Source organism: Leucobacter sp. Ag1 (genome assembly GCF_000980875.1).
Lineage (GTDB): Bacteria > Actinomycetota > Actinomycetes > Actinomycetales > Microbacteriaceae > Leucobacter > Leucobacter iarius.
The window spans coordinates 49907-70659 of the sequence record NZ_LAYO01000104.1 but is presented as its reverse complement, the minus strand read 5'-3'; the positions used below and the strand labels follow the sequence as shown (position 1 = coordinate 70659).

Genomic DNA, 20753 nt, shown 5'->3' with positions numbered 1-20753 from the left:
GGAAGCTCGATACCCATGATCAACGGCAACGTCTCCCACTGGTGGCAGCAGGTCGGCACCCCGAAGCAGCGCCCCGAGCTGCCGGGCGATCTGACCGCCGACGTCGCCATCGTCGGCGCCGGATACACCGGACTCTGGACCGCCTATTACCTGAAGCAGCAGCGTCCCGAGCTGCGCGTCGTCGTGGTCGAGCAGCGTCACGCCGGCTACGGCGCGTCCGGGCGCAACGGCGGATGGCTCACCTCGGCCATGACCGGCGGGCGGGCGCAGTACGTGCCGACGCACGGTCGAGACGCGGCCGAGCGGTTCCAGCGCGCGATGAACGAGACCGTCGACGAGGTGATCCGGGTGGCCGCGGCCGAGGGGATCGACGCCGATATCAAGAAGGGCGGCGAGTTCAACGTCGCCTACACGCCGGCGCAGGAGGCGCGGATCCGTGCGTTCGCGGCCTCGGAGCAGTCGTGGAGTTCGACCGATCTCGAGCTGCTGGAGGCGCCCGAGGCGCGGGCGAAGATCAACGTCGCCGGCACCCGGGCGGCGGTCTGGCACCCGCACGCGGCCCGGATCCAGCCGGCGAAGCTCGCTTCGGGCCTCGCCGATGCGGTCGAGCGCCTGGGCGTCGAGATCTACGAGCGCACCCGCGTCGTCGAGATCGAACCGCATCGCCTGCGCACCACGCACGGCACGGTCTCCGCCGACTACATCGTGCGCGCGACGGAGGGCTTCACCGCGGGGCTCAAGGGGCTCAAACGGCTCTGGCTGCCGATGAACTCGTCGCTCATCGCGACCGAGCCCCTGGCCCCGGAGGTGTGGGACGAACTGCGTTGGAGCGAGGGCGAGGTGCTCGGCGACTTCGCGCACGTCTACATGTACGCGCAGCGCACCGCCGACGACCGGATCGCCATCGGCGGCCGCGGCGTGCCCTACAAGTACGGCTCGCAGACCGACACCGACGGGCAGACCGCGCTCAGCACGGTCGACACCCTGAGCGAGATCCTGCACCGCTTCTTCCCGGCGACGCGCGGCGCGAGCATCGACCACGTGTGGTCTGGCGTGCTCGGCGTGCCCCGCGACTGGGCGGCGACCGTCGGACTCGATCGCGAGACGGGCATCGCCTGGGGCGGCGGCTACGTCGGCACGGGCGTCACTTCGACGAACCTCGCCGGCCGCACCATCGCCGACCTGATCCTCGGGAACGACACCGAGATCACAGGTCTGCCGTGGGTGAACCACAAGGTCCGCAAGTGGGAGCCCGAGCCGCTGCGCTGGATCGCGACCAAGGGCCTCTACACGGCCTACGGGATCGCGGACCGCTCCGAGCTCGGCGGCCGCGAGAAGACCTCGCCGATCGCCCACATCGCCGACGTGATCACCGGCCGCGGCCACTGACCGGGAAGGACCCCATGAACGACACCATCCGCACCGTCGCCGTGCACGGCACCGACTCGCTCGACCTCGGGCCGCACGCGCCCAAGCCGACCGCCCTGACCGACGGGCTCACCGAGGCGGGCCTGACCGTCTGGGCGCAGGGCCCCATCGAGACCGGGCTCTGGGAGTGCCTGCCCGGCGACTTCACCGCCTTCCGCGACGGCTACACCGAGATCTGCACGATCCTCTCGGGCCGCGTCACCGTCGAGGCCGACGGTGAGGCTCCCGCGGAGTTCGGCCCGGGCGACATCATGGTGATGCCGTCGGGCTGGCGCGGCACCTGGCGGGTGCACGAGCCGCTGCGCAAGCACTTCACGATCATCACCGACTGAACGGAACGAGCCATGTCCACGGGACGCGAACGCGCGATCGTCGTCGGCGGCGGGGCCTGGGGGCTCCCCGCCGCGCTGCGGCTGCAGGATCTCGGCTGGCAGGTCACCCTGCTCGAGCGTTTCGAGCCGGGCGGCCCGTTCGCCTCGAACGGCGGCAGCTCGCGGCTCTGGCGGCTGTCGGACACGCAGGTGTGGCGGGCCCGGGCCATGCTCGGCACCCTCGGAGCGATGGAGCGGTTGGGGGATCGGCTCGGCGAGCCGGTCTTCCGCCGCACCGGTCTGCTCTGGCGCGATGACGAGTCGCTCCCGGCCGTGGCCGAGTCGCTCGCCTCGATCGGCCAGCCCGTCGAACGGATCGGAGCCGACCGCGTCGGGGAGGTCTTCACCGGCCTCCGGCCCGACGGCCGTGACGCGCTCCTCGTGGAACAGGCCGGGATCGTGCACGCCGACCGCCTGCTCGGCGGCGCGCTGCGGGCGTTCGTCGCCGCGGGCGGCGAGTACCTGCCGGACAGCCGTGTAGTGCGGATCGAACCGGGTGCCACGAGCGCACGGGCGATCCTCGCCGACGGCACCGCGCACGAGGCCGAGCAACTGCTGCTCGCCGCCGGGCCGGGCACGGCCGAGCTGCTGCCCGGACTCGGGCTGCGACTGCCGCTCACTCCCTACATCGAGCAGGTCGTGTACCTCGGCGATCCCGCGCTCACCCCGCCGGCCCCCGATCTGCCCGGGCTGGTGGACTGCCCGATCGGCGATGCGCCCGGCATCTACGCGATGCCGAACGGCTCAGCCGGATACAAGGTCGGCCTCGACCAGCCGCTCCGCAGCCTCGCGGGCGGCACCCTCGGCGACGACCTCGACCGCACCCCGGTGCCCGAGCGCACCGAGACGATCCGGGCCAGGATCGAGCGCGACCTCACAGCGATCCCGCCGACGGTGCTCGGCGCCCAGGTGTGCACCTGGACCGACTCGGGCGATGGCGACTTCGCGGTCGGGCGCACCCATCCCACCGTCGTGCTCGCCTGCGGCGACTCGGGCGAGGGCTTCAAGTACGCCGCGTTCATGGGGGAGTACCTCGCCGACCTCGTCGTCGGAGGTGCGGGCGACCCCGAGTTCCAGGCACACTGGGATCCGCGCCGCTTCGACGACGACCCGACGCCCCGTGCGCACTTCGCCGCCATCGGGCGGCACTGAGAACGGTCATCCTGCGCGAGGCACGAGTCGCAGGATCTCCGCGAGGGAGCACCGTTCGCCCTTCGCGCAGCACGACAGAGCATTGGAAAGAGGACCACACCATGACCGACACCCGCGGAGGCGACCTCGCCCTGGTCGGAGCGCGACTGCGCACCAACACGCACACCGACGCCGACGCCACCGCGATCCTCGTGCGCGAAGGTCGCATCGCGCTGATCGGCGACGACGCCGCGGTGCGCGCCGAGGCCGACGCCGCGGGGATCCCCGTTCGCGACCTCGACGGCGCCGTGGTGACCCCCGGCCTCTTCGACTCCCACACCCATCCGCACTGGGCGGCCGAGGTGACCGCGGGGCTCGACCTCGGCGGACTCGAGACGGTCGAGCAGCTGCGCGAGGCGATCGCCGCCGAGCACGCGCGGCTGCCCGACGGCGCCTGGCTGCGCGGCTGGAACCTCGAGTACGAGGCGTTCGAGCACACCGGCCTGCGCGGCGAGCTGCTCGCCGACGCGGCGCCGGGCCGCCCGGTCGCGCTCATCTGCTACGACCTGCACACGGGTCTCGCGACCGCCCCGGCCCTCCACGCCGCGGGCATCACGGGCGCGCGCGAGTTCGACGATGCGAGCGAGATCGTGGTCGACGAGGACGGCACCCCGACCGGCGAGCTGCGCGAACCCACCGCCTACAACCTGCTCTTCGACGCGGCGCAGAAGGCGTCGCACGACGACGAGCGCGACGCGCTGCGCGACATGTTCCGCAGGCTCGCGGCCGTCGGGCTCACGGGCGGCGCGATCATGGACGGCAAGGACCGCACGGTCGAGCTGCTGGCCGAGCTCGAGGAGCGCGGCGAGCTGGATCACCGCCTCACCGTGCACCACTGGCACGCGGTGGGCGACACCGACGAGGACGTGGCACGGACCATCGCCGGCAAGGACCGGGCGGGCCGTCTCTGGCGCAACGACGGGATCAAGCTGTTCAGCGATGGCGTGATCGACACCGGCACCGCCTGGCTGCACACGGTCGATGCGTGCGGCGACGGCCGGGTGCCGTTCTGGCCGTCGTGGGACCGCTACGCCGAGGTGGTGCGCGCCTACCACGACGCCGGCATGCTCATCGCGACCCACGCGGTCGGCGACTACGCCGTGAGCCGGGTGCTCGACGTGTACGCGACGCTGCCCGAGCGCGACGGCCTGCCGTTCCACTCGATCGAGCACCTGGAAGTGCTCGCCGACGAGGACGTGGAGCAGCTGCGCGGATTCAACGCCGGCCGCGGCGATGCGGGCGTCACCGCCTCGATGCAGCCGCTGCACATGCAGTGGCGCGCGGCGGACCACAGCGACAACTGGGCCGCCCGGCTCGGCGAGGGGCGCGCCGAGACCGGGTACCGGGTGCGCAGCGTGCTCGACACCGGCGTGCGCCTGACCCTCGGATCCGACTGGCCCGTGGCGCAGTACGACCCGCGGCTCGGCATGGCCTGGGCGCGCGGACGGCACACGCCGGGCGATCCGCAGGCGGCTGTGTTCGAGCCCGAGCAGCGGCTCACGGGCGAGGAGGCGCTGCTGGCCTACACGCTGTGGCCCGCGCTCGCCCGCGGCCACGAGGATCGCGGAGTGCTCGCGGTCGGCGCCGTCGCCGATCTCACGGTGTGGGCGCAGGATCCGGTCGAGGTCTCGCCCGACGAGCTCCCCGAGCTGCCGATCCGCCTGACGGCGGTCGACGGGCGTGTGGTGTTCGCGGGGTAGCGGAACGAGCGGTGGGGTCCGGCCCCGGGTCGGACCCCACCGCAGTCCGAAGTCAGGAAGCCGGCGCCGCCGCCCGAGCGAACTCCTCGACGAAGCGCTCGATATCGTCCTCGGTCGCGATGCCGCCGTTCGGGCCCATGCGCATCACCGAGCGGGACGCCGCAGCCACGGCGAAGCCGGCCGCCCGCCGCAGAGGCCAGCCGGCACCGAGCCCGTAGACGAGAGACCCCCCGAGCGTGTCGCCGGCGCCGGTGACGTCCGCGACCGGAACGGCGTACCCCGGCACCTCGAACGTCTCGGACGCCGTGTGCACGATCGCTCCGGCCGCCGCCCGGGAATGGAGCAGCACCTCGACCTCGTGCGTGACCAGCCAGGCGCGCACCTCCGCCTCCGACGCTCCGTCGCCGAACGACGCCTCGAAGCCGCGGTCGTTCATCATGACGACGTGCGCGCCCCGGATCAGAGCGATGTCGCCCTCCGCGAGACCGCCGACGTCCAGATCGAACACGACCCGGCGCCCGGCAGCTCGCAGCTCCCGCAGCACCCCGGCCGCGTCGAGCGCGCCCAGCCGCAGGCGCTGAGCCCGGTCGAGCGTCGTGTAGAGGTAGCCGGGCCTGGCGAGATCCGCGAGAGCGTCCTCCGGCAGCCGCATGGGCCGCTCGTCGACGTCGGGCGTCATCACGACGTGCTCGCCGTCGACGAGGAAGATGAGGTTGCGCTGGTCGCCGATCTCCTCATCGAAGAGCATGTGGGGGACTGAGACGCGATTCTCGGCGAGATCCGCGAGGATCCGATCCGTCAGGTCCCCTCGATTCAGCAGCGAGATGAACTCGGTGCGTCCGCCGAAGCCCGCGTGCACCCGTGCCGCGTTCGCGATGCTGCCGCCCATGTAGACGGCGAGCGTGTCGATGATGGTCTTGTCGCCAGGCATGACCCATGTGTCGGCCGCGAAGTACTCGTCGACCGCCACATCGCCGATGAAGACGGCAGGCGCATCCACCGTGCCCGTTGCACGTGCCGGACTCATGCCGCTACCCCCACACTCACTGGTCCGCCCGCGAGCGGGGTCCACGGAGAGGATCCCGAATCGACGCAGGACGCGAGCCAGTAGTACGAGGTGGGGCCGTCGGCCCCGCGGCACGCGTCGTGCCATGTCCCCGGGGCGAGCACGACCGCGGCGCCCGGAGGGATCAGGAAGGCGCGCACGTCGTCGGACGCGGGGGCGGTCGCCGCACTCGCCTCAGCCACCGCGAGCACGATGGCGCGCCCAGCGGGGAGCAGCGCCTCCTCGACATTCGCGTGGCGCTCCATCACCGTGCTGACGAAGGGGGCGCCGGGCGCGGAGGTCATCCCGAGACTCGGGGTCTCGCGGGTGATCGGCCGCTCATCGTAGGCGTCCGTCCAGTCGGAACCCGCGGTGCGTACCAGCTCCGGTGCGATCCCGTCGAACGCGACGATCCTGCCGTAGGGGGCGAAGGACTCCGCGGTCAGGGCCTCGGCCGTGATCGTCCGGACCGGTGCTTCGGCGCTCACCGCGCGCTCCGCACGGCGGCCACCGCGTCCATGAGCCGTGCCACGTGGGCGGCGTCGACCACGCCGGTGTCGCGGTAGGTGTCCTTCAGGAAGCTGCCGACGATCGCGCCGTCGGCCGAGCGGAGCTGCTCGGCGGCGTTCGCGTCGGTCACGCCCGCGCCCACCACGAGCGGGAACCCGGACGGGAGGGCGGCTCGGAACCGCTCGATCTTCGACACGGCGGTCTCCATGCCGGTGCCGTCGCCCGTGACGACGATCGCGTCGGAGCGCTGCGCGCCGAGTGCGAGGTCCTCGGCCTCGGTGCGCCCGGAGCGGACCGGCTGGTACTTGAACCGGACGCCGCCGAGCACGAGCGCCCGGCTGGACGAGCGGCGCTCCGCGAGCCGAGCCGCATACTCATCGTCGTCAGCGGGCTCGAGGTGGCCGGCGACCGAGTCGAGCTGCACGAAGCCGACCGGGAATTCCTCGGCGAGGGCGAACGCCAGCTCGTGGTCGCGCAGCACGTTCAGGCCGATCACGGTCGTCGGCGCGTCGGCGCAGACGGCTTCGAGTGCGCGCCGCACGTCGTCCGAGTCGCCGAAGTAGTTCTCGACGATCACCGCGTCGACGCCGCCGTCGGCGAGGATGCTCGCCTCGGCGCGTGCACGGGCCACCTTCTCGACGGGGCCGTCGCCGCCGAGGTGGAGCATCGCGAGCACCGGCTTCGGCGTCGGGAAGAGCCCGCGCCAGCGGTCGAGGGCGGTCGGGTGCTGATTCATGTCGTTCACCGGGCGATCCGGCCTTTCTTCGAGGTCCACCGGAAGCGCTTCTCGAGCACGCTCTGGAGGATCATGATGAGCGAGACGACGACCAGGTAGTAGATGATCGCGACCGCGTAGTACTCGGCGTAGCGGTAGGTCGCCTGCACGCCGATCGTCGCCACGCGCAGCAGCTCCTGCAGCGAGATCACGCTCGCGATCGCGGTGAGCTTGACGAGGGCGACGAGCTCGTTACCGAGCGGGGGAAGCGCGATCCGGGTGGCCTGCGGCACGATGACCTTGAAGAAGGCCTGCACCGGGGTCATGCCGAGCGCGCGGGCCGCGAGCCGCTGCCCGTCGTCGACCGACATCAGCGCCGAGCGGAGCATCTCGGCGACGTAGGCCGCCTCGCTGATGCCGAGCGCGAGGATCGCCGCGATGAACGGGTTGTACCAGTCGCTGCGGAGCGCCGGGATCAGCTGCGGAAGGGCGTTCCAGCAGATGAGCAGGAGCAGCATGGAGGGCAGCGCGCGGAAGAACCACAGGTAGGTGTTCGCCGACGCGAGCGCCACCCGGCTCTTGGACGACTTCATGAGGGCGATGGCGAGCCCGATCGCGACGGCCAGCACGAGGCTGCCGAGGGCGACCAGCACCGCGACCACGGCGCCCTGCAGGTAGACCGGGGAGATCAGCTGCTCCCAGAAGATGGACGGATCAAAGCTCATTTCAACCTCATTCGATGGGTGCCCCGCGCCGGAGCGCGGGGCACCGGTCGGCTACAGCGCCTTCGTGTCGACCTTCGCGACGTCGTCGGGGTTCAGGCCGTACTTCTCGGCGAGCTTCGCGAGCGTGCCGTTCTCGATCAGGGTGTGGATCGCCTGCTCGACCTCGGGCGAGAGCTTGCTGCCCTTGTTCGTGAACGCGCCGAACCAGTAGCTCGAGGGGAAGAGGCCGGGCACGGCCTTCAGATCGTCGTTCTTCTTGGCGAGCGTCGCCGCCAGCACGGTGGTGTCCGCGAGGCCGTCGAGCTTGCCGCTGCGGATGGCCGGCACGGCGTCGACCGATCCCGGATATCCGGTGACCTCGATCGCCTTCTTCCCGGCGGCGGTGCACGTGTCGCTGACTTCCTTGACGTGCGCCTCGTCCTCGGTGCCGGTCTGCGCGGCGAGCCTCAACCCGCAGAGATCGAGCGGATCCTTCACCCGCCCCGCGACGCTGCTCCGCAGCACGACCTCGGTACCGGTGCGCAGCACGGGCACCGCGTCGGCCACCTGGACGCGCTTCTCGTTGACGTAGGCGCCCGACCAGACGAGGTCGCACTTGCCCGACTGCAGCCCCGGGATCAGACCGTCGAAGTCCATCACGTTGACCTTGGTCTCGACGCCGAGGAGCTTGCCGACCTCGCGCGCGGCGTCGACGTCCCAGCCGATGACCTTCCCGCTCGTGCCGTTCTCGTAGTACTCGAGCGGTTCGTAGCTCAGTGCGACGCAGTCGTTGAGCACGCCGGCCTCGTGCAGGCCCGCTGGGCCGCCCTTCGAGCCGTCGGTCGGGGCGTCCGAGCTGCAGGCCGTGAGGGACGCAGCCAGGATCGCTGCGGCGCCGATGCCGGCCAGGATCTTCGCGCGGTGTCGCATGGGGATCTCCTTCGATTCCGTGTTCGTGTGTGGTGCGGGATGAAACGGGTGGTGCCTGATGAGGGTGGGCGGCGCCGGAGTCAGACGGCGCTCGCGGGCGCGTCCGACCAGAGCCGGGCGCGCTGGCGATCCAGCTCGGCCCAGACGTCCGGCGCGTTCTTCAGCTCGTGCAGGAGCATGAGCGGGTGCCGGTCGGCGAGGGCGGCGATGACCCGGCGGACTTCGGCCGGATCGAGGACGCCGTCGCCCAGGCAGACGTGGTTGTCGTAGTGGTCGAGCACGATGCGGAGTCCCGCGTCGGCGCGCTCCTCCACGGTCCCCTCGATGGCGTACTCGGGAGCGAGCAGGCCGTTGCGGAAGTACTCGACCTCCTTCGCCGGGCAGTCGGAGAGGTGCAGCGCCGAGACCCGGTCGACGAGCCGCTCGTCGAGCACGTTCAGCGCGATCCACTCCGCGGACAGGGCCCGGATATCGCCTCCGGCCTTCCGCTCCAGCTCCCGCATCGCGGGCGTCAGCTCGACGTCGGGGAGCAGGAAGGATCCGGCGCCGCCGCGCAGCCCGGTGGCGTGCAGGAGGTGGTTGAGGTCCCAGCCCAGGCGCAGGCGGTCCGACGGATCGTGCACCTCCGCGAACACCTGGGCGAAGTCGTCCGCCGTCTGCGCGCCGAACTCAAGTCCCCAGCCGGCGTTCTCCAGCTCGATCACGGGGGAGGCGGCGTCGATGAGGCCGTGCTGCTCGAGCACGCGGAGGAATCGCTGGGTGAGCACGATCATGGCGTCGAGCACCGCTCGTCGGTCGACCGAGAACGCCCAGGCGCCGTCGACGGGCATGTAGTCGATCAGGTGGAACACGTAGGCGTCCGCGCCGAGATCGCGGGCGAGCGCGTACTCGTCGCGCCACCGGCCGAACATGTGGTCACCGGTGAGGTCGCCGAAGTACTCGCGGACCTTCTCGCTGCCCTCGAACCGTTCGACGAGCTCCCCGTAGCCCACGTCCGCGACGAAGGGAGTCGGGGCCGCCCAGTAGGAGGAGTGGACGCGCCGCACCCGGGCGGCGCGGAGCGCGGCGAGCAGACGCTCGCGATCCTCGGAGGACGCCGCGAGGGGCTCGGTGCGCGGAGCCAGGTCGGCCATGAACACCTCGGCGCCCCGGACGCTGCGATCTGCGATCGCCGGGCCGGCTGCCTCGAGGTCGTCGGCCCGGCAGGTGACGTACTCGCGCACGTCGGCGATCGTCGGGGTCGGAACGGGAACAGCCGCGTGGTTCTGATCAGTGGACATGACGGAGGAACTCCTTGGTGCGCTCGCTCTGCGGATTCTCGAAGAAGCCCTCGGGCTCCTGCTGCTCGACGATGACGCCGTCGTCGAACAGGACGACCTCGTCGGCGACCCGGCGCGCGAAGCGCGTCTCGTGGGTCACGACGAGCATGGTCATCCCGTCGCGGGCCAGGCCCTCCATCACGCGGAGCACCTCGCCGACGAGTTCCGGGTCGAGCGCGCTGGTGGGCTCGTCGAAGAGCATGAGCTTCGGCTCCATCACCAGGGCGCGGGCGATGGCGACGCGCTGCTGCTGCCCGCCGGAGAGCTCCGAGGGGTACTTGCCGGCGTGGGCGCCGAGGCCGACCCGCTCGAGCATCATCACGGCGCGCTCCTCGGCCTCGCGGTGCGGCACGCGCTGCACCGTGGTCAGCCCGCTCATCACGTTCCGCGTCGCGTTCAGGTGCGGGAAGAGGTTGAACTGCTGGAACACCATGCCGACGGACTGCCGCTGCTTCGCGAGGATCCGCTCGGGTGCCGGGCGTTCGGACCCGGGCCCGCCGACGGTGCCCAGCCGCTGGCCATCGATCTCGATGGTCCCCTGGTCGGCGCGTTCCAGCAGATTGATGAGGCGGAGCGTCGTGGACTTGCCCGAACCGCTCGGACCGAGCATGGCCTTGACCTGCCCGGGACGGATCGAGAGATCGACGCCGCGCAGCACGGACCGATCTCCGTAGCTCTTGTGCAGGTTGCGCGCATCGAGCAGCGGCGTTGCTGCTGGCGCTGCGGGTGTGTCCACGGGCCCTCCTTCGGGTGACTCGCGCAGCGCTGGGACGGTGCGCAGGGACGACAGTAGCGGGAAGCGGAGAGCGGTGCGAGCGCAGAAATGCGGATGATCGCGCCCATTTCAAGCATTTTTGACCGAATCGAGCATTCTCGATGTTTCGATGATGATCAGATCGGGCTCGCTTGTGCAAAACTGATCGCGCGGCGATGCAAGATTCTGTATAACGAATCGGTGACGAGAAAGTGGCGGCATGGACTTCGACGGAGCACTGATCGATGCACTGCGCGACAACGGACGGCTGCCGGTCAGCGAGATCGCGCGTCGGCTCGACGTCCCGCGGCGTCGGGTCCAGGAACGGATGCGCACGCTGCTGGACAGCGGGGCGATGCGGATCGTGGCGAACGTGCATCCGGCACTGCTCGGGATCCACACCTTCTGCGACGTGATGATCTGGGTCGACGGTGCGACCGCTCCGGTGCTCGAGGCGCTCCACCGCTTCCGCGAGGCGACCTTCATCACCGCGGTCGCGGGCAATTGCGACGTGGTCGTCGAGGTGGGGGCGGAGAGCCGGGCGCATCTCGATGAGCTGCTGGCCCGGATCCGCGCAGTGCCCGGAGTGCGTGAGACCGCGAACTCCCAGTTCGTCCGGATCTTCAAGAGCAGGTTCGAGACGGCGAGCGAACTCACCGAGACCGTCTTCCCCTCGCCCGACGGGACCGACGCGCGGATCATCGCTCTACTGCGCGAAGACGGGCGGATGCCGTATCGCGAGCTCGGAAGCGAGGTCGGGCTCTCGGTCGGTGCGGTGCGCGCGCGGCTGGCACGGCTCACGCAGAGCGGCATGCTGCGGGTCACTTGCGAGCTCGATGATCCGGGCCCGGCGCGCCGGATGCAGATGGGCGCGAGCCTCCGGCTGAGCGGCGAGAACCCGGAACTGATCGACGCGCTGCGGGCGATGCCCGCCGTCGAGTTCGGCGCGGTCGCGGTCGGCCAGTTCGACATCGTGATGACCATCTCGGGCCCCACGCTCCGCTCCCTGCACTCCGCCCTCGACGGGATCCGAGCCCTCGACGGGGTCAGCACCGTGACCTCGTGGATGCACCTGGACGTGGTGCGCGAGAGCTACGAGTGACGCGCCGGGATCAGCTCGCGCCGAGCCCGCCGCTCAGCCGGGCGTGGAAGTCGTTCGAGATCGGATTCATTCCGACGATCTCGACGGTCGTGCCGCGGTGGCCGTACTTGGTGACCACGGCGTCGAGCGCGGCGACGCTCGACGCGTCCCACACGTGCGAGCGGCTGAGGTCGACGACGACGCGCGCCGGATCCTCGGCGTACGCGAACTGGGTCGTGAGGTCGTTGCTCGACGCGAAGAACAGCTCGCCCGTCACGGTGTAGCGCGCCTGAGGCAGCCCGTCGACCTCGGTGAGCTCGCGCTCGACCGAGACGACGCGGGCCACGCGCCGCACGAACAGCACCGACGCGACGAACACCCCGGCGACCACGCCGATCGCGAGGTTGTGGGTCGCGAGCACGACGACCACGGTCGCCACCATCACCAGGGTCTCGCTGAGCGGCATGCGCTTCAGTGTCGACGGGCGCACCGAGTGCCAGTCGAAGGTGCTCGCAGATACGACGATCATGACGGCGACGAGCGCGGCCATCGGGATCACGGCCACCACGTCGCCGAGCGCGACGACCAGGATCAGGAGGAAGGCGCCCGCGAGGAACGTCGAGATGCGGGTGCGGGCTCCCGACACCTTCACGTTGATCATCGTCTGCCCGACGACGGCGCAGCCGCCCATGCCTCCGAAGAGGCCCGAGACGATGTTGGCGACGCCCTGCCCCCAGGACTCGCGGGTCTTGTTCGAGTGCGTGTCGGTGATGTCGTCGACGAGCTTCGCGGTGAGGAGCGACTCCATGAGCCCCACGAGGGCCATGCCCAGGGCGAACGGTGCGATGGTGGTGAACGTCTCCCAGGTCAGCGGCACGTTCGGCACGAACAGTTCGGGCAGGCTGCGCGGCAGCTCGCCCTGATCGCCCACGGTCGGCACGTTGATCGCGAACACGACGACCAGCACGGTGATGACGACGACGGTCACCAGCGGGGCGGGCACGACCCGCGTGATCCGCGGCAGCAGGATCAGGATCGCGAGGCCGCCCGCGACGAGCGGGTAGACCATCCACGGCACCCCGATGAGCTGCGGGAACTGGGCGGCGAAGACGAGGATCGCGAGCGCGTTGACGAAACCGACCATGACGCTGCGCGGGATGAACCGCATCAGCTTCGCGACGCCGAGCGCGCCGAGCACGATCTGGAACACGCCTGCGAGCAGCACCGTGGCGATGAAGTAGTCGAAGCCGTATTGACGGGCCACGGGCGCGATCACGAGGGCGACGGCGCCGGTGGCCGCGCTGATCATCGCCGGCCGGCCGCCCACGAACGCGATGGTGACCGCCATGATGAACGACGAGAACAGGCCGACCTTGGGGTCCACGCCCGCGATGATCGAGAACGAGATCGCCTCGGGGATCAGCGCCAGCGCGACGACGAGTCCCGCGAGCACTTCCCGGGTGAGGAGGCGTGGGGACTTCAGGGCAGCGAGCACCGGGGAAGCCTAGCGGATGACGCGGTAGCCCTTCGCCGGGTCGAAGCCGTGGATCTCGCGGGTGTCGAGCGCGGCCATGAAGTCGAGCACCTCGGCCGTGATCACCTGGCCGGGGACGAGGACGGGGAACCCGGGCGGGTAGGGCGTCACGAACCCGGCGGACACCGGCTCCTCGCCGCGGCCGACGCGCTCGCGCAGCTCCTCCGGCGTGACGTACTCGATCAGCTGGCGGCGCTGCCCGTCGGTGAACGCGGAACGCAGGTCGCCGTCCGGCAGCCCGGAACCGTGCGCATACGCCGGCGCGAACGCGCTGAAGTCGGGCAGCGGCGGCATCTCCTCCGCGTCGGACGCGACGGGCGGCAGACCGTGGGCGACGCGATCCCGCTCGAACCGTTGCGCGAGCTTCACGAGCACCTCGATGAGGTACGCGATCGCGCTGCGCGAGGTGCCGATGTTGGTCATGAACAGCACGGTGTTGCGGCTCGTCTTGTTGACCTGGATCCCGTACTGGTCCATGAGGTACTGGTGCTTGAACGTGTCGCCGTCGACGCCCGTGCGCGTGATCTCGATGGTGACCCGGCTCGGGTCCACGACGAACTCGTCGTCGTCCCAGGCCCGCCACATCTCGGCCAGCCCGTCGCGCAGCGGCATCGGCCTGCTGCTCTCGCGGTAGTCGGCGGGGACGAGGTCGTGGGCGGTCAGCACCCGGAAGGTGCGGCGCAGCAGCGGGTGCCGCGCGACGGCCTGCGCGAGGCTCGTCGCGAGGTCGAGCTGGCGCTGCACCAGTTCGAAGCCCTCGAGCTCCACCTGGCGCCGGCCGAGGTCGAGCGAGGCGAGGATCTGGTAGTTCGGCGAGGTCGAGGTGTGGGTCATGAACGCCTCGTGGAACGCGTACTCGGCCTCGAGCGCCCAGTCCTGGTCGTACACGTGGATCATGGATCCCTGTCGCAGCGCGGTCAGCGTCTTGTGGGTCGACTGGGTGGCGTACACGCGGATCCGGGCGTCGGGCGCGGGCAGCAGCCGTTCTGACAGCCAGGCCGCGTCGTCGCGCGGCGCGCCGGTCTCGGGATCGAAGAGGCGCGCGCGCTGCTCCTCGTACGCGGACGCGTGCGCCGCGGAGCGGAGCCGGCCCTCGAGCCGCTTCGCCGCGGCCATCGCGGTGCGGCGCCGGGTCACGGGGTGGAACGCCGCGAACGCGAACCAGGCCTCGTCCCAGAGGAACACGAGGTCGGGCTTGATCGCGAGGCACTCGGCCATCACACGCTCGGGGTCGTAGACGATGCCGTCGAAGGTGCAGTTCGTCAGCGTGATCATGTGGACCTCGTCGAGCCGGCCCGCGGCCCGGTAGTCGAGGAGCAGCTGCTTGATCCGGCTGAGCGGAACAGCGCCGTAGAACGCGAAGTCGTTGAGCGGGTACGCCTCGAGGTAGGCGGTGCGCCCGCCCGTGAGCATGAGGGCGTGGTGGTGGGACTTGTGGCAGTTGCGGTCGACGAGCACCACGTCGTCGGGCTCGACGAGCGCCTGGTGCACGATCTTGTTCGCGGTCGAGGTGCCGTTGGTCACGAGGAAGGTGCGGTGCGCGCCGAACGCGCGGGCCGCGAGATCCTGCGCCTTCTTGATCGCGCCCGTCGGCGCGAGCAGCGAATCGAGCCCGCCCGAAGTGGCCGAGGTCTCGGCGAGCAGCAGGTTCATGCCGTAGAAATCGGCGAGATCGCGGATCCACTTCGAACTGACGACCGAGCCGCCGCGGCCGACCGGGAGCGCGTGGAACACGCCGACCGGACGGCGGGCATGATCCTGGATCGCCGAGAAGAACGGGGTGTCGTAGAGGTGGGAGACGCGGCGCAGCAGCGAGAGGTGGAGCTCGAGCTGATCCTCCCGGCGGAACACGCGGCGGAACCGGTGCGTGAGCGCGCCCGCGAGGTCCTCGATGTGGGCGCCCGCGACGAGGTACAGGTCGACCTCCGGTCGCAGCGCGGCGAGCGTGTCGGCGAGCTGCATGACCCGGTGCACCGAGGCGAGCGCGCTCCGCGAGGACGCGGGTGCCGCCCCCGGCTGCTGCTGATGCGCCAGCTCGATCGAGTCGCGCAGGTCGCGGCTCAGCGCCTGGCGGCTGCGGTCGCTGAACCCGGGGCGCACGATGCAGGCGAGGATGTTGGGGTTGGTGAGCAGCGCGGCGATGGCGTCGTCGGCGGACGGCACGATCACGAAGTCGTAGATGAACGCGTCGGCGCTGGTGCGCAGTCGCTGGGCCTCGGCGTAGAGCGCGTCGCGGTCGCCCGCGGTCGTCTCGTCGACGAGCAGCACCTCGAAGCGCGGGCGGGGATCCTGATCGTCCTGCTGCTCCGCGAGCTCCGCGTCGTCGAACGAGTCCTCCGCCGAACCCGGGACGGTGGTGCGGCGCAGCCGGTGGACCACCCGGCCGATGCGATCGAGAGCGCCCGCGGCATCGCCCTGCGCCAGCAGCTCGCCGATCTGGCGCACGTAGCGCTGGCCGAAGCCGGCCCAGTAGAGCTCGATCGTCTCGAGCGCTCGCAGGGAGCGGCGGATCTCGCCGTCGCTCGCGAGCGCATCGCCCGAGTTCCCCTCGAGCGCGATCCGCTTCACGGCGAAGCGCAGGAACTCCCACGCATCGCTGCGCAACCGCCAACTGCTCGCCGGCATGCCCGGATCGCGTTCGAGCTGGTTCTCAAGCGTGGGGGTCATCGGTGACGTCTCCTTCGGGCAGCGGTGCGCAGGCCACGCTCCGAGCTGTCCCCCCGGTGCGATTCGGTGTCCGAGTCTACGCGGAGAGGTATGCCCCGACGGTGAAGATGACGGCCCCGGTCGCCCGGCATCCCGGACAGCCGGAGGGGCGCGCGGGCGCATAGACTGTGAGGCATGGCGAATGCGTTCGATCGGAAGCACCGGATCGCGGTGCTGGGCGGCGGTCCCGGCGGATACGAGGCGGCGCTCGCGGGCGCCCAGCTGGGGGCCGAAGTGACCCTCATCGAGAGAGTCGGCGTCGGCGGGGCCGCCGTGCTCACCGACGTGGTCCCCTCCAAGAGCCTCATCGGAACGGCCGGCGGCGTGCAGGCCGTGCGCGACTCGGGCAAGCTCGGCGTGCAGGCGTTCGTGCCCGGCGGCGACGGCAAGCCCGTGCGCCCCGAGATCGCCGTCAACCTCAAGGCCGTCAACAAGCGCCTGCTCGCCATGGCGGCGGCGCAGTCCGACGACATGCACCGCACCCTCGAGCAGGCCGGCGTGCGCATCGTGCACGGCGAGGGCCGCCTCGACGGCCCCAACGCCGTGGTCGTGGCGACCACGGCGGGCGCCGAGGGCACCGACTTCGACCGCATCGAGGCCGACACCATCGTCGTCTCGGTCGGCGCGAGCCCGCGCGAGCTCGACAGCGCGAAGCCCGACGGCGAGCGGATCCTCACCTGGAAGCAGCTGTACGACCTGCCCGCGATCCCCGAGCATCTCGTGGTCGTCGGCTCCGGCGTCACCGGTGCCGAGTTCGCGAACGCCTACCGCACCCTCGGCGCCGAGGTCACCCTCGTGTCGAGCCGCGAGCAGGTGCTCCCCGGCGAGGACAAGGACGCGGCGGCCGTGATCGAGCGCGAATTCAAGCGCCTCGGCATGAACGTCATGTCGAAGTCGCGCGCCGACTCCGTCACCCGCACCGAGAACGGCGTGCTCGTCGAGCTCTCCGACGGCCGCACCATCGAAGCGTCGCACTGCCTCATGGCCGTCGGCTCGATCCCCAACACCGCGGGGCTCGGCCTCGAGGAGGCCGGTGTCGGCCTGACCGAGAGCGGGCACATCCACGTCAACAAGGTCGCGCGCACCTCGATCCCGTCGATCTACGCGGCCGGCGACTGCACCGACTTCTACCCGCTGGCGTCGGTCGCGGCGATGCAGGGGCGCACTGCGATCATGCACGCGCTCGGCGACTTCGTGCGCCCCATCGATCTGCGCAACGTCTCGTCGAACGTCTTCACCTACCCCGAGATCGCGACCGTCGGCTGGAACGAGCACAGCCTCGCCGACGCGAGCGACATGGCCAAGGCCATCTCGCACACGATCCCGCTCAGCGTGAACCCGCGCGCGAAGATGATCGGCTTCACCGACGGCTTCGTGAAGCTGTTCGCCTGGCAGGCCTCCGGCACCGTCATCGGCGGCGTCATCGTGTCCCACCGCGCGAGCGAGCTCATCTTCGGCCTCGCGCTCGCCGTCGAGCACCGGCTCACGGTCGACCAGGTCGCCTCGGCGTTCACGGTCTACCCGTCGATGACGGGTGCGATCACCGACGCGGCCCGCGCCCTGCACCAGCGGTGAGCGGCGCCGTGAGCACTCGCCGTCCCGCGGCGAACGCGGTCCTCGGTCGACGCGCGTTGCTCGGCGGCGCGCTCGGGCTCGTCGGCGTGGGCGCCGCGGCGCTCGTCGGCTGCACCCCGGCGAAGCCGAAGTTCGTGCCGTCCGACGACGGCGTGCAGGCCGCGGTCACCGTGAAGGTCGTCGACAACGCGTACGAGCCCGCCGAGGTCTCGATCGCCCCGGGGCAGGCCGTGCGGTGGGAGTTCATCGGCCCGGACCAGCACGACGTGATCCAGTCCGACGGGGAGTTCGCGAGCAAACTGCAGCGCGAGGGCAGCTACACGCACCGGTTCGCCAAGGCCGGCGACTACGCGTACCTGTGCTCGATCCATCCCGAGATGAAGGGCGTCGTGCACGTCAAGACGGCCTAGTCGGGCCGGCGGCCGGGCGTAGGCTGACCGCATGACTGAGCAGCGCTCGCACGACGGCCTCGTGCTTCCCCCGATCGGCTTCGGCACCTACCGCCTGAACGGCATTGCGGGCGCCGCGGCGGTCAGGAGCGGCATCGAGGCGGGCTACCGCCTCATCGATTCCGCGTTCAACTACGAGAACGAGGGAGCGGTGGGGCGCGGGGTGCGCGACGCCGCGGTCGACCGCGACGAGCTGATCGTCACGAGCAAGCTCCCGGGTCGGCATCACGCGACCGACGCCGCGCTCCGCACGATCCAGGAGAGTGTCTTCCGCACCGGCCTCGACCGTATCGACCTGTACCTGATCCACTGGCCGAACCCGATCAGCGGCGACTTCGTCGCTGCCTGGCGCGCGCTCATCGAGGCGCGCGAGCGCGGGCTCGTGCGGCACATCGGCGTCTCCAATTTCCTGCCCGAGCACCTCGAACGGCTCGAGGCCGAGACGGGCATGCGGCCGTCGGTCAACCAGATCGAGCTGCACCCGTTCTTCCCGCAGGAGGAGCAGCTGGCGTACCACCGCGAGCGCGGCATCATCACGGAGGCGTGGAGCCCCGTGGGGCGTGGGCCGATCATGGCCGCGGAACCCGTGGTGCAGCGCATCGCCGCAGCCCATGGCATCTCGCCCGTGCAGGCGATCCTGGCCTGGCACGTCGCCCGTGGCGCGGTGCCGATCCCGAAGTCCGCGGATCCGGGCCGGCAGGCCGAGAACCTGCGGGCCGCCGATGTGGGGCTCTCGGCAGAGGAGGTCTCCGAGATCACCGCGCTCGGCCGCTCCGACGGCCGCTTGAAGGATCAGGACCCCGCGGTCTACGAGGAGTTCTGACTCACGGCCCGGCGCGGCGCCGCGGGCGCCCGGGTCAGGCCGCGGACGCCTCGTCGATCGTGGCCTCAGGAGCCGCGATCCGCAGTGAGACGAGCTGCTCGGCCCGCGTCGGCGCGACGTGCACGGTGATCAGTTCGTCGGCGTCCGCGTGCTTCGCGAACGCCTCCAGCTCCTCGCGCACGCGCTTCGGTCCGCCGATCGCGGTGTAGCGCAGCATCCCGCGGATCTCCTGCCCGGCGGGAGTGTCCAGGAGCGGCGCCGCCTCGTCGGCCGTGAGCTCGCGCTCGCGCCCGCGCGACAGGAATCGGCGGACCCGGTCGAGCTCGGCGCGGGCGAAGAGCGCCTCGGCCGCCTCATCGGTCTCGGCCGCGACCACGTTGACGCCCGCGATCACGTGCGGCTCGGGGTGCCCCTCGCTCGGCTGGTAGGTGGCGCGGTAGTGCGCGACGGCGCCCGTCAGCGCCTGCGGTGCGAAGTGCGAGGCGAAGGCGTAGGGGAGGCCGAGCTGCGCGGCGAGGCTCGCGCCGAACATGCTCGACCCGAGGACCGTGAGCGGCACCTTCGTGCCGCGGCCGGGGTAGGCGTTGACGGCCGCGCGCGGCAGCTCGTCGGACAGGTAGGCCTGCAGCTCGAGCACGTCGCTCGGGAAGCTCTCGGACGCGGAGTGCGTGCGGCGCAGCGCGCGGAAGGTGGCGCCGTCGCTGCCCGGCGCGCGCCCGAGGCCGAGGTCGATGCGGCCGGGGTGCAGTTCGGCGAGGGTGCCGAACTGCTCGGCGATCACGAGCGGCGAGTGGTTCGGGAGCATGATCCCGCCGGCACCCAGGCGGATCGTGCTCGTGTGCGCCGCGATGTGCGCGATGAGCACCGAGGTCGCGCTCGATGCGATCGAGGGCATGTTGTGGTGCTCGGCGTACCAGACCCGGCGGTAGCCGCCGGCCTCGGCCGCGCAGGCCAGATCGACCGAGTGGGACAGCGCCGACCGGATGTCTCCGTCCTCTTCGATTGCGGCGAGATCGAGCACGGAGAGCGGAACGGCAGTCATGCGGAGTGCAACCGGGGCGCTCGGGCGCCTATTCCCCGCGACTCGCCGCGATCGGCGGCTCGCCGACCGAGCTGCGGCTCGCGTCGATGAGGCGGATCATCGACCCGTGGAGCTCGCGCAGCTCGTCCTCGGTCATGTCGAGCCGCTGCGCCATCTGCGGCGGGACCTCGAGCGCGCGGGTGCGCAGCGCACGCCCGGCGTCGGTGAGCGTGATGTCGAGACGGCGCTCGTCCGCGGCGGATCGCTGCCGCGCGAGCAGCCCCTGCTGCTCCAGTCGCTTGATGAGCGGGGACAGCGTCGACGCGTCCTGATGCAGGAGCGTCGCGAGACTGCCGAGGCTGAGCCGTTCGTGCTCCCAGAGGGCGAGCAGCACCAGGTACTGCGGGTGCGTGATCCCCAGGGGGTCGAGCACCGGCTTGTACGCCGAGACGATGCTGCGCGAGGCGACGGTCAGGGCGAAGCACACCTGGTGGTCGAGGGAGAGCGGGTCCGCTGCGGTCATCCCTCGATTATCGCGGATCGGTTCCTGGGCGTATGGTTATTTCATGCACCAAGTATTCGTGCATGAACGAATGGAGGATCCGTGTCCGACGAGCGCACCACGACCGAGACCGCCGAGACCGTCGCGGCCCACCGGCCCGCCCGTGAGGGGGAGGGGCTCTTCGCCCCGCGCAGCGATCGCGCGCACCCGCTGACGATCCCCGTGTTCGTCGTATCGGCGATCCTCGTCTTCGGCGGCTTCTACCTGATGGGCCTCGCGCCGAGCATCGCGGGAGCCGAGCTGTGGCTGTTCCTCGCCGGGATCCTCGTCGACACGATCGGGTTCTGGATCGCCTTCGGCTGGTGGCAGGCTCGCGACCTCTGAGCCTTCCTCGC

20 protein-coding genes are annotated in these 20753 nt (G+C 71.0%); 9 read left to right on the top strand and 11 right to left on the bottom strand.

The annotated features are described in order from the left end of the window. Positions 1-15: 15 nt before the first annotated feature. The 4 genes from XM48_RS12145 (at position 16) to XM48_RS12130 (ending at position 4690) form a co-directional block, all read left to right on the top strand. The gene (locus tag XM48_RS12145; protein ID WP_046456091.1) at positions 16-1389 is read left to right on the top strand and encodes an FAD-binding oxidoreductase; all 1374 of its coding nucleotides are present in this window, start codon (positions 16-18) and stop codon (positions 1387-1389) included. Positions 1390-1403: 14 nt separating this feature from the next. Further along, the gene (locus XM48_RS12140; protein ID WP_046456090.1) at positions 1404-1760 is read left to right on the top strand and encodes a cupin domain-containing protein; all 357 of its coding nucleotides are present in this window, start codon (positions 1404-1406) and stop codon (positions 1758-1760) included. Positions 1761-1772: 12 nt separating this feature from the next. Beyond that, positions 1773-2951, top strand: coding sequence for an FAD-binding oxidoreductase (locus XM48_RS12135; RefSeq protein WP_046456089.1), 1179 nt, complete (start codon positions 1773-1775; stop codon positions 2949-2951). Positions 2952-3052: 101 nt separating this feature from the next. Next, the gene (locus XM48_RS12130; RefSeq protein WP_046456088.1) at positions 3053-4690 is read left to right on the top strand and encodes an amidohydrolase; all 1638 of its coding nucleotides are present in this window, start codon (positions 3053-3055) and stop codon (positions 4688-4690) included. Positions 4691-4742: 52 nt separating this feature from the next. Here XM48_RS12130 and XM48_RS12125 read toward each other — a convergent pair whose 3' ends face one another. From XM48_RS12125 to XM48_RS12095, 7 genes are all read right to left on the bottom strand, one after another. After that, the gene (locus XM48_RS12125) at positions 4743-5717 is read right to left on the bottom strand and encodes a carbohydrate kinase family protein (RefSeq protein ID WP_197074202.1); all 975 of its coding nucleotides are present in this window, start codon (positions 5715-5717) and stop codon (positions 4743-4745) included. After that, positions 5714-6223 carry an ureidoglycolate lyase gene (locus XM48_RS17070; protein ID WP_052961491.1) on the bottom strand — a complete coding sequence of 170 codons (510 nt, stop codon included), beginning with the start codon at positions 6221-6223 and terminating at the stop codon, positions 5714-5716. The genes XM48_RS12125 and XM48_RS17070 overlap by 4 nt, the downstream gene beginning before the upstream one ends. Next, complete coding sequence (locus tag XM48_RS12115) at positions 6220-6981, bottom strand: BtpA/SgcQ family protein (protein ID WP_046456119.1); 762 nt, start codon at positions 6979-6981, stop codon at positions 6220-6222. Before XM48_RS12115 ends, XM48_RS17070 begins: the two co-directional genes overlap by 4 nt. Positions 6982-6986: 5 nt before the next feature. Beyond that, positions 6987-7685 (bottom strand): amino acid ABC transporter permease, encoded by a 699-nt coding sequence (locus XM48_RS12110; protein ID WP_046456086.1) that lies wholly within the window; start codon positions 7683-7685, stop codon positions 6987-6989. Between the two features lie 51 nt (positions 7686-7736). Then, positions 7737-8594, bottom strand: a complete 858-nt coding sequence (locus XM48_RS12105) for a transporter substrate-binding domain-containing protein (protein WP_046456085.1) — start codon at positions 8592-8594, stop codon at positions 7737-7739. Between the two features lie 80 nt (positions 8595-8674). Further along, complete coding sequence (locus XM48_RS12100) at positions 8675-9874, bottom strand: TIM barrel protein (RefSeq protein ID WP_046456084.1); 1200 nt, start codon at positions 9872-9874, stop codon at positions 8675-8677. Further along, a complete protein-coding gene (locus XM48_RS12095) occupies positions 9864-10649 on the bottom strand; it encodes an amino acid ABC transporter ATP-binding protein (RefSeq protein WP_046456083.1) in 786 nt (261 codons plus the stop codon). The genes XM48_RS12100 and XM48_RS12095 overlap by 11 nt, the downstream gene beginning before the upstream one ends. A gap of 238 nt (positions 10650-10887) precedes the next feature. Between XM48_RS12095 and XM48_RS12090 the strand changes: the two genes are divergently transcribed. Further along, complete coding sequence (locus XM48_RS12090) at positions 10888-11769, top strand: Lrp/AsnC family transcriptional regulator (RefSeq protein ID WP_046456082.1); 882 nt, start codon at positions 10888-10890, stop codon at positions 11767-11769. Positions 11770-11779: 10 nt separating this feature from the next. On the opposite strand, the gene XM48_RS12085 is transcribed toward XM48_RS12090, so the two are convergent. Both XM48_RS12085 and XM48_RS12080 read right to left on the bottom strand, forming a co-directional pair. Continuing rightward, positions 11780-13243, bottom strand: a complete 1464-nt coding sequence (locus XM48_RS12085; protein WP_046456081.1) for a SulP family inorganic anion transporter — start codon at positions 13241-13243, stop codon at positions 11780-11782. Between the two features lie 9 nt (positions 13244-13252). Then, positions 13253-15949, bottom strand: a complete 2697-nt coding sequence (locus XM48_RS12080) for an aminotransferase class I/II-fold pyridoxal phosphate-dependent enzyme (protein ID WP_046456080.1) — start codon at positions 15947-15949, stop codon at positions 13253-13255. A gap of 174 nt (positions 15950-16123) precedes the next feature. Here XM48_RS12080 and XM48_RS12075 point away from each other — a divergent pair, with 174 nt between their 5' ends. The 3 genes from XM48_RS12075 to XM48_RS12065 are packed head-to-tail and all read left to right on the top strand — an operon-like array spanning position 16124 to position 18835. Continuing rightward, on the top strand, positions 16124-17563 hold the full coding sequence (locus XM48_RS12075) for an NAD(P)H-quinone dehydrogenase (RefSeq protein ID WP_046456079.1): 1440 nt from the start codon (positions 16124-16126) through the stop codon (positions 17561-17563). 8 nt (positions 17564-17571) lie between these two features. Continuing rightward, entirely contained in the window at positions 17572-17973 is a 402-nt protein-coding gene (locus tag XM48_RS12070) for a cupredoxin domain-containing protein (protein ID WP_046456118.1), read from the top strand. Positions 17974-18004: 31 nt separating this feature from the next. Beyond that, on the top strand, positions 18005-18835 hold the full coding sequence (locus XM48_RS12065; protein WP_046456078.1) for an aldo/keto reductase: 831 nt from the start codon (positions 18005-18007) through the stop codon (positions 18833-18835). A gap of 34 nt (positions 18836-18869) precedes the next feature. On the opposite strand, the gene XM48_RS12060 is transcribed toward XM48_RS12065, so the two are convergent. Together XM48_RS12060 and XM48_RS12055 are read right to left on the bottom strand one after the other, a co-directional pair. Continuing rightward, complete coding sequence (locus XM48_RS12060; RefSeq protein ID WP_046456077.1) at positions 18870-19877, bottom strand: LLM class flavin-dependent oxidoreductase; 1008 nt, start codon at positions 19875-19877, stop codon at positions 18870-18872. A gap of 28 nt (positions 19878-19905) precedes the next feature. Continuing rightward, positions 19906-20379: a MarR family winged helix-turn-helix transcriptional regulator gene (locus tag XM48_RS12055; RefSeq protein ID WP_046456076.1), complete on the bottom strand. Its 474-nt coding sequence runs from the start codon at positions 20377-20379 to the stop codon at positions 19906-19908. Positions 20380-20460: 81 nt separating this feature from the next. Between XM48_RS12055 and XM48_RS12050 the strand changes: the two genes are divergently transcribed. After that, complete coding sequence (locus tag XM48_RS12050; protein ID WP_046456075.1) at positions 20461-20742, top strand: hypothetical protein; 282 nt, start codon at positions 20461-20463, stop codon at positions 20740-20742. The last annotated feature ends 11 nt before the right edge of the window (positions 20743-20753 follow it).

Bases quoted from the DNA above. Each gene is read 5' to 3' on its own strand.
- XM48_RS12145 (WP_046456091.1), top strand. From the start codon at position 16: ATGATCAACGGCAACGTCTCCCACTGGTGGCAGCAGGTCGGCACCCCG.
- XM48_RS12140 (WP_046456090.1), top strand. From the start codon at position 1,404: ATGAACGACACCATCCGCACCGTCGCCGTGCACGGCACCGACTCGCTC.
- XM48_RS12135 (WP_046456089.1), top strand. From the start codon at position 1,773: ATGTCCACGGGACGCGAACGCGCGATCGTCGTCGGCGGCGGGGCCTGG.
- XM48_RS12130 (WP_046456088.1), top strand. From the start codon at position 3,053: ATGACCGACACCCGCGGAGGCGACCTCGCCCTGGTCGGAGCGCGACTG.
- XM48_RS12125 (WP_197074202.1), bottom strand. From the start codon at position 5,717: ATGAGTCCGGCACGTGCAACGGGCACGGTGGATGCGCCTGCCGTCTTC.
- XM48_RS12115 (WP_046456119.1), bottom strand. From the start codon at position 6,981: ATGAATCAGCACCCGACCGCCCTCGACCGCTGGCGCGGGCTCTTCCCG.
- XM48_RS12110 (WP_046456086.1), bottom strand. From the start codon at position 7,685: ATGAGCTTTGATCCGTCCATCTTCTGGGAGCAGCTGATCTCCCCGGTC.
- XM48_RS12105 (WP_046456085.1), bottom strand. From the start codon at position 8,594: ATGCGACACCGCGCGAAGATCCTGGCCGGCATCGGCGCCGCAGCGATC.
- XM48_RS12100 (WP_046456084.1), bottom strand. From the start codon at position 9,874: ATGTCCACTGATCAGAACCACGCGGCTGTTCCCGTTCCGACCCCGACG.
- XM48_RS12090 (WP_046456082.1), top strand. From the start codon at position 10,888: ATGGACTTCGACGGAGCACTGATCGATGCACTGCGCGACAACGGACGG.
- XM48_RS12080 (WP_046456080.1), bottom strand. From the start codon at position 15,949: ATGACCCCCACGCTTGAGAACCAGCTCGAACGCGATCCGGGCATGCCG.
- XM48_RS12075 (WP_046456079.1), top strand. From the start codon at position 16,124: ATGGCGAATGCGTTCGATCGGAAGCACCGGATCGCGGTGCTGGGCGGC.
- XM48_RS12065 (WP_046456078.1), top strand. From the start codon at position 18,005: ATGACTGAGCAGCGCTCGCACGACGGCCTCGTGCTTCCCCCGATCGGC.
- XM48_RS12060 (WP_046456077.1), bottom strand. From the start codon at position 19,877: ATGACTGCCGTTCCGCTCTCCGTGCTCGATCTCGCCGCAATCGAAGAG.
- XM48_RS12055 (WP_046456076.1), bottom strand. From the start codon at position 20,379: ATGACCGCAGCGGACCCGCTCTCCCTCGACCACCAGGTGTGCTTCGCC.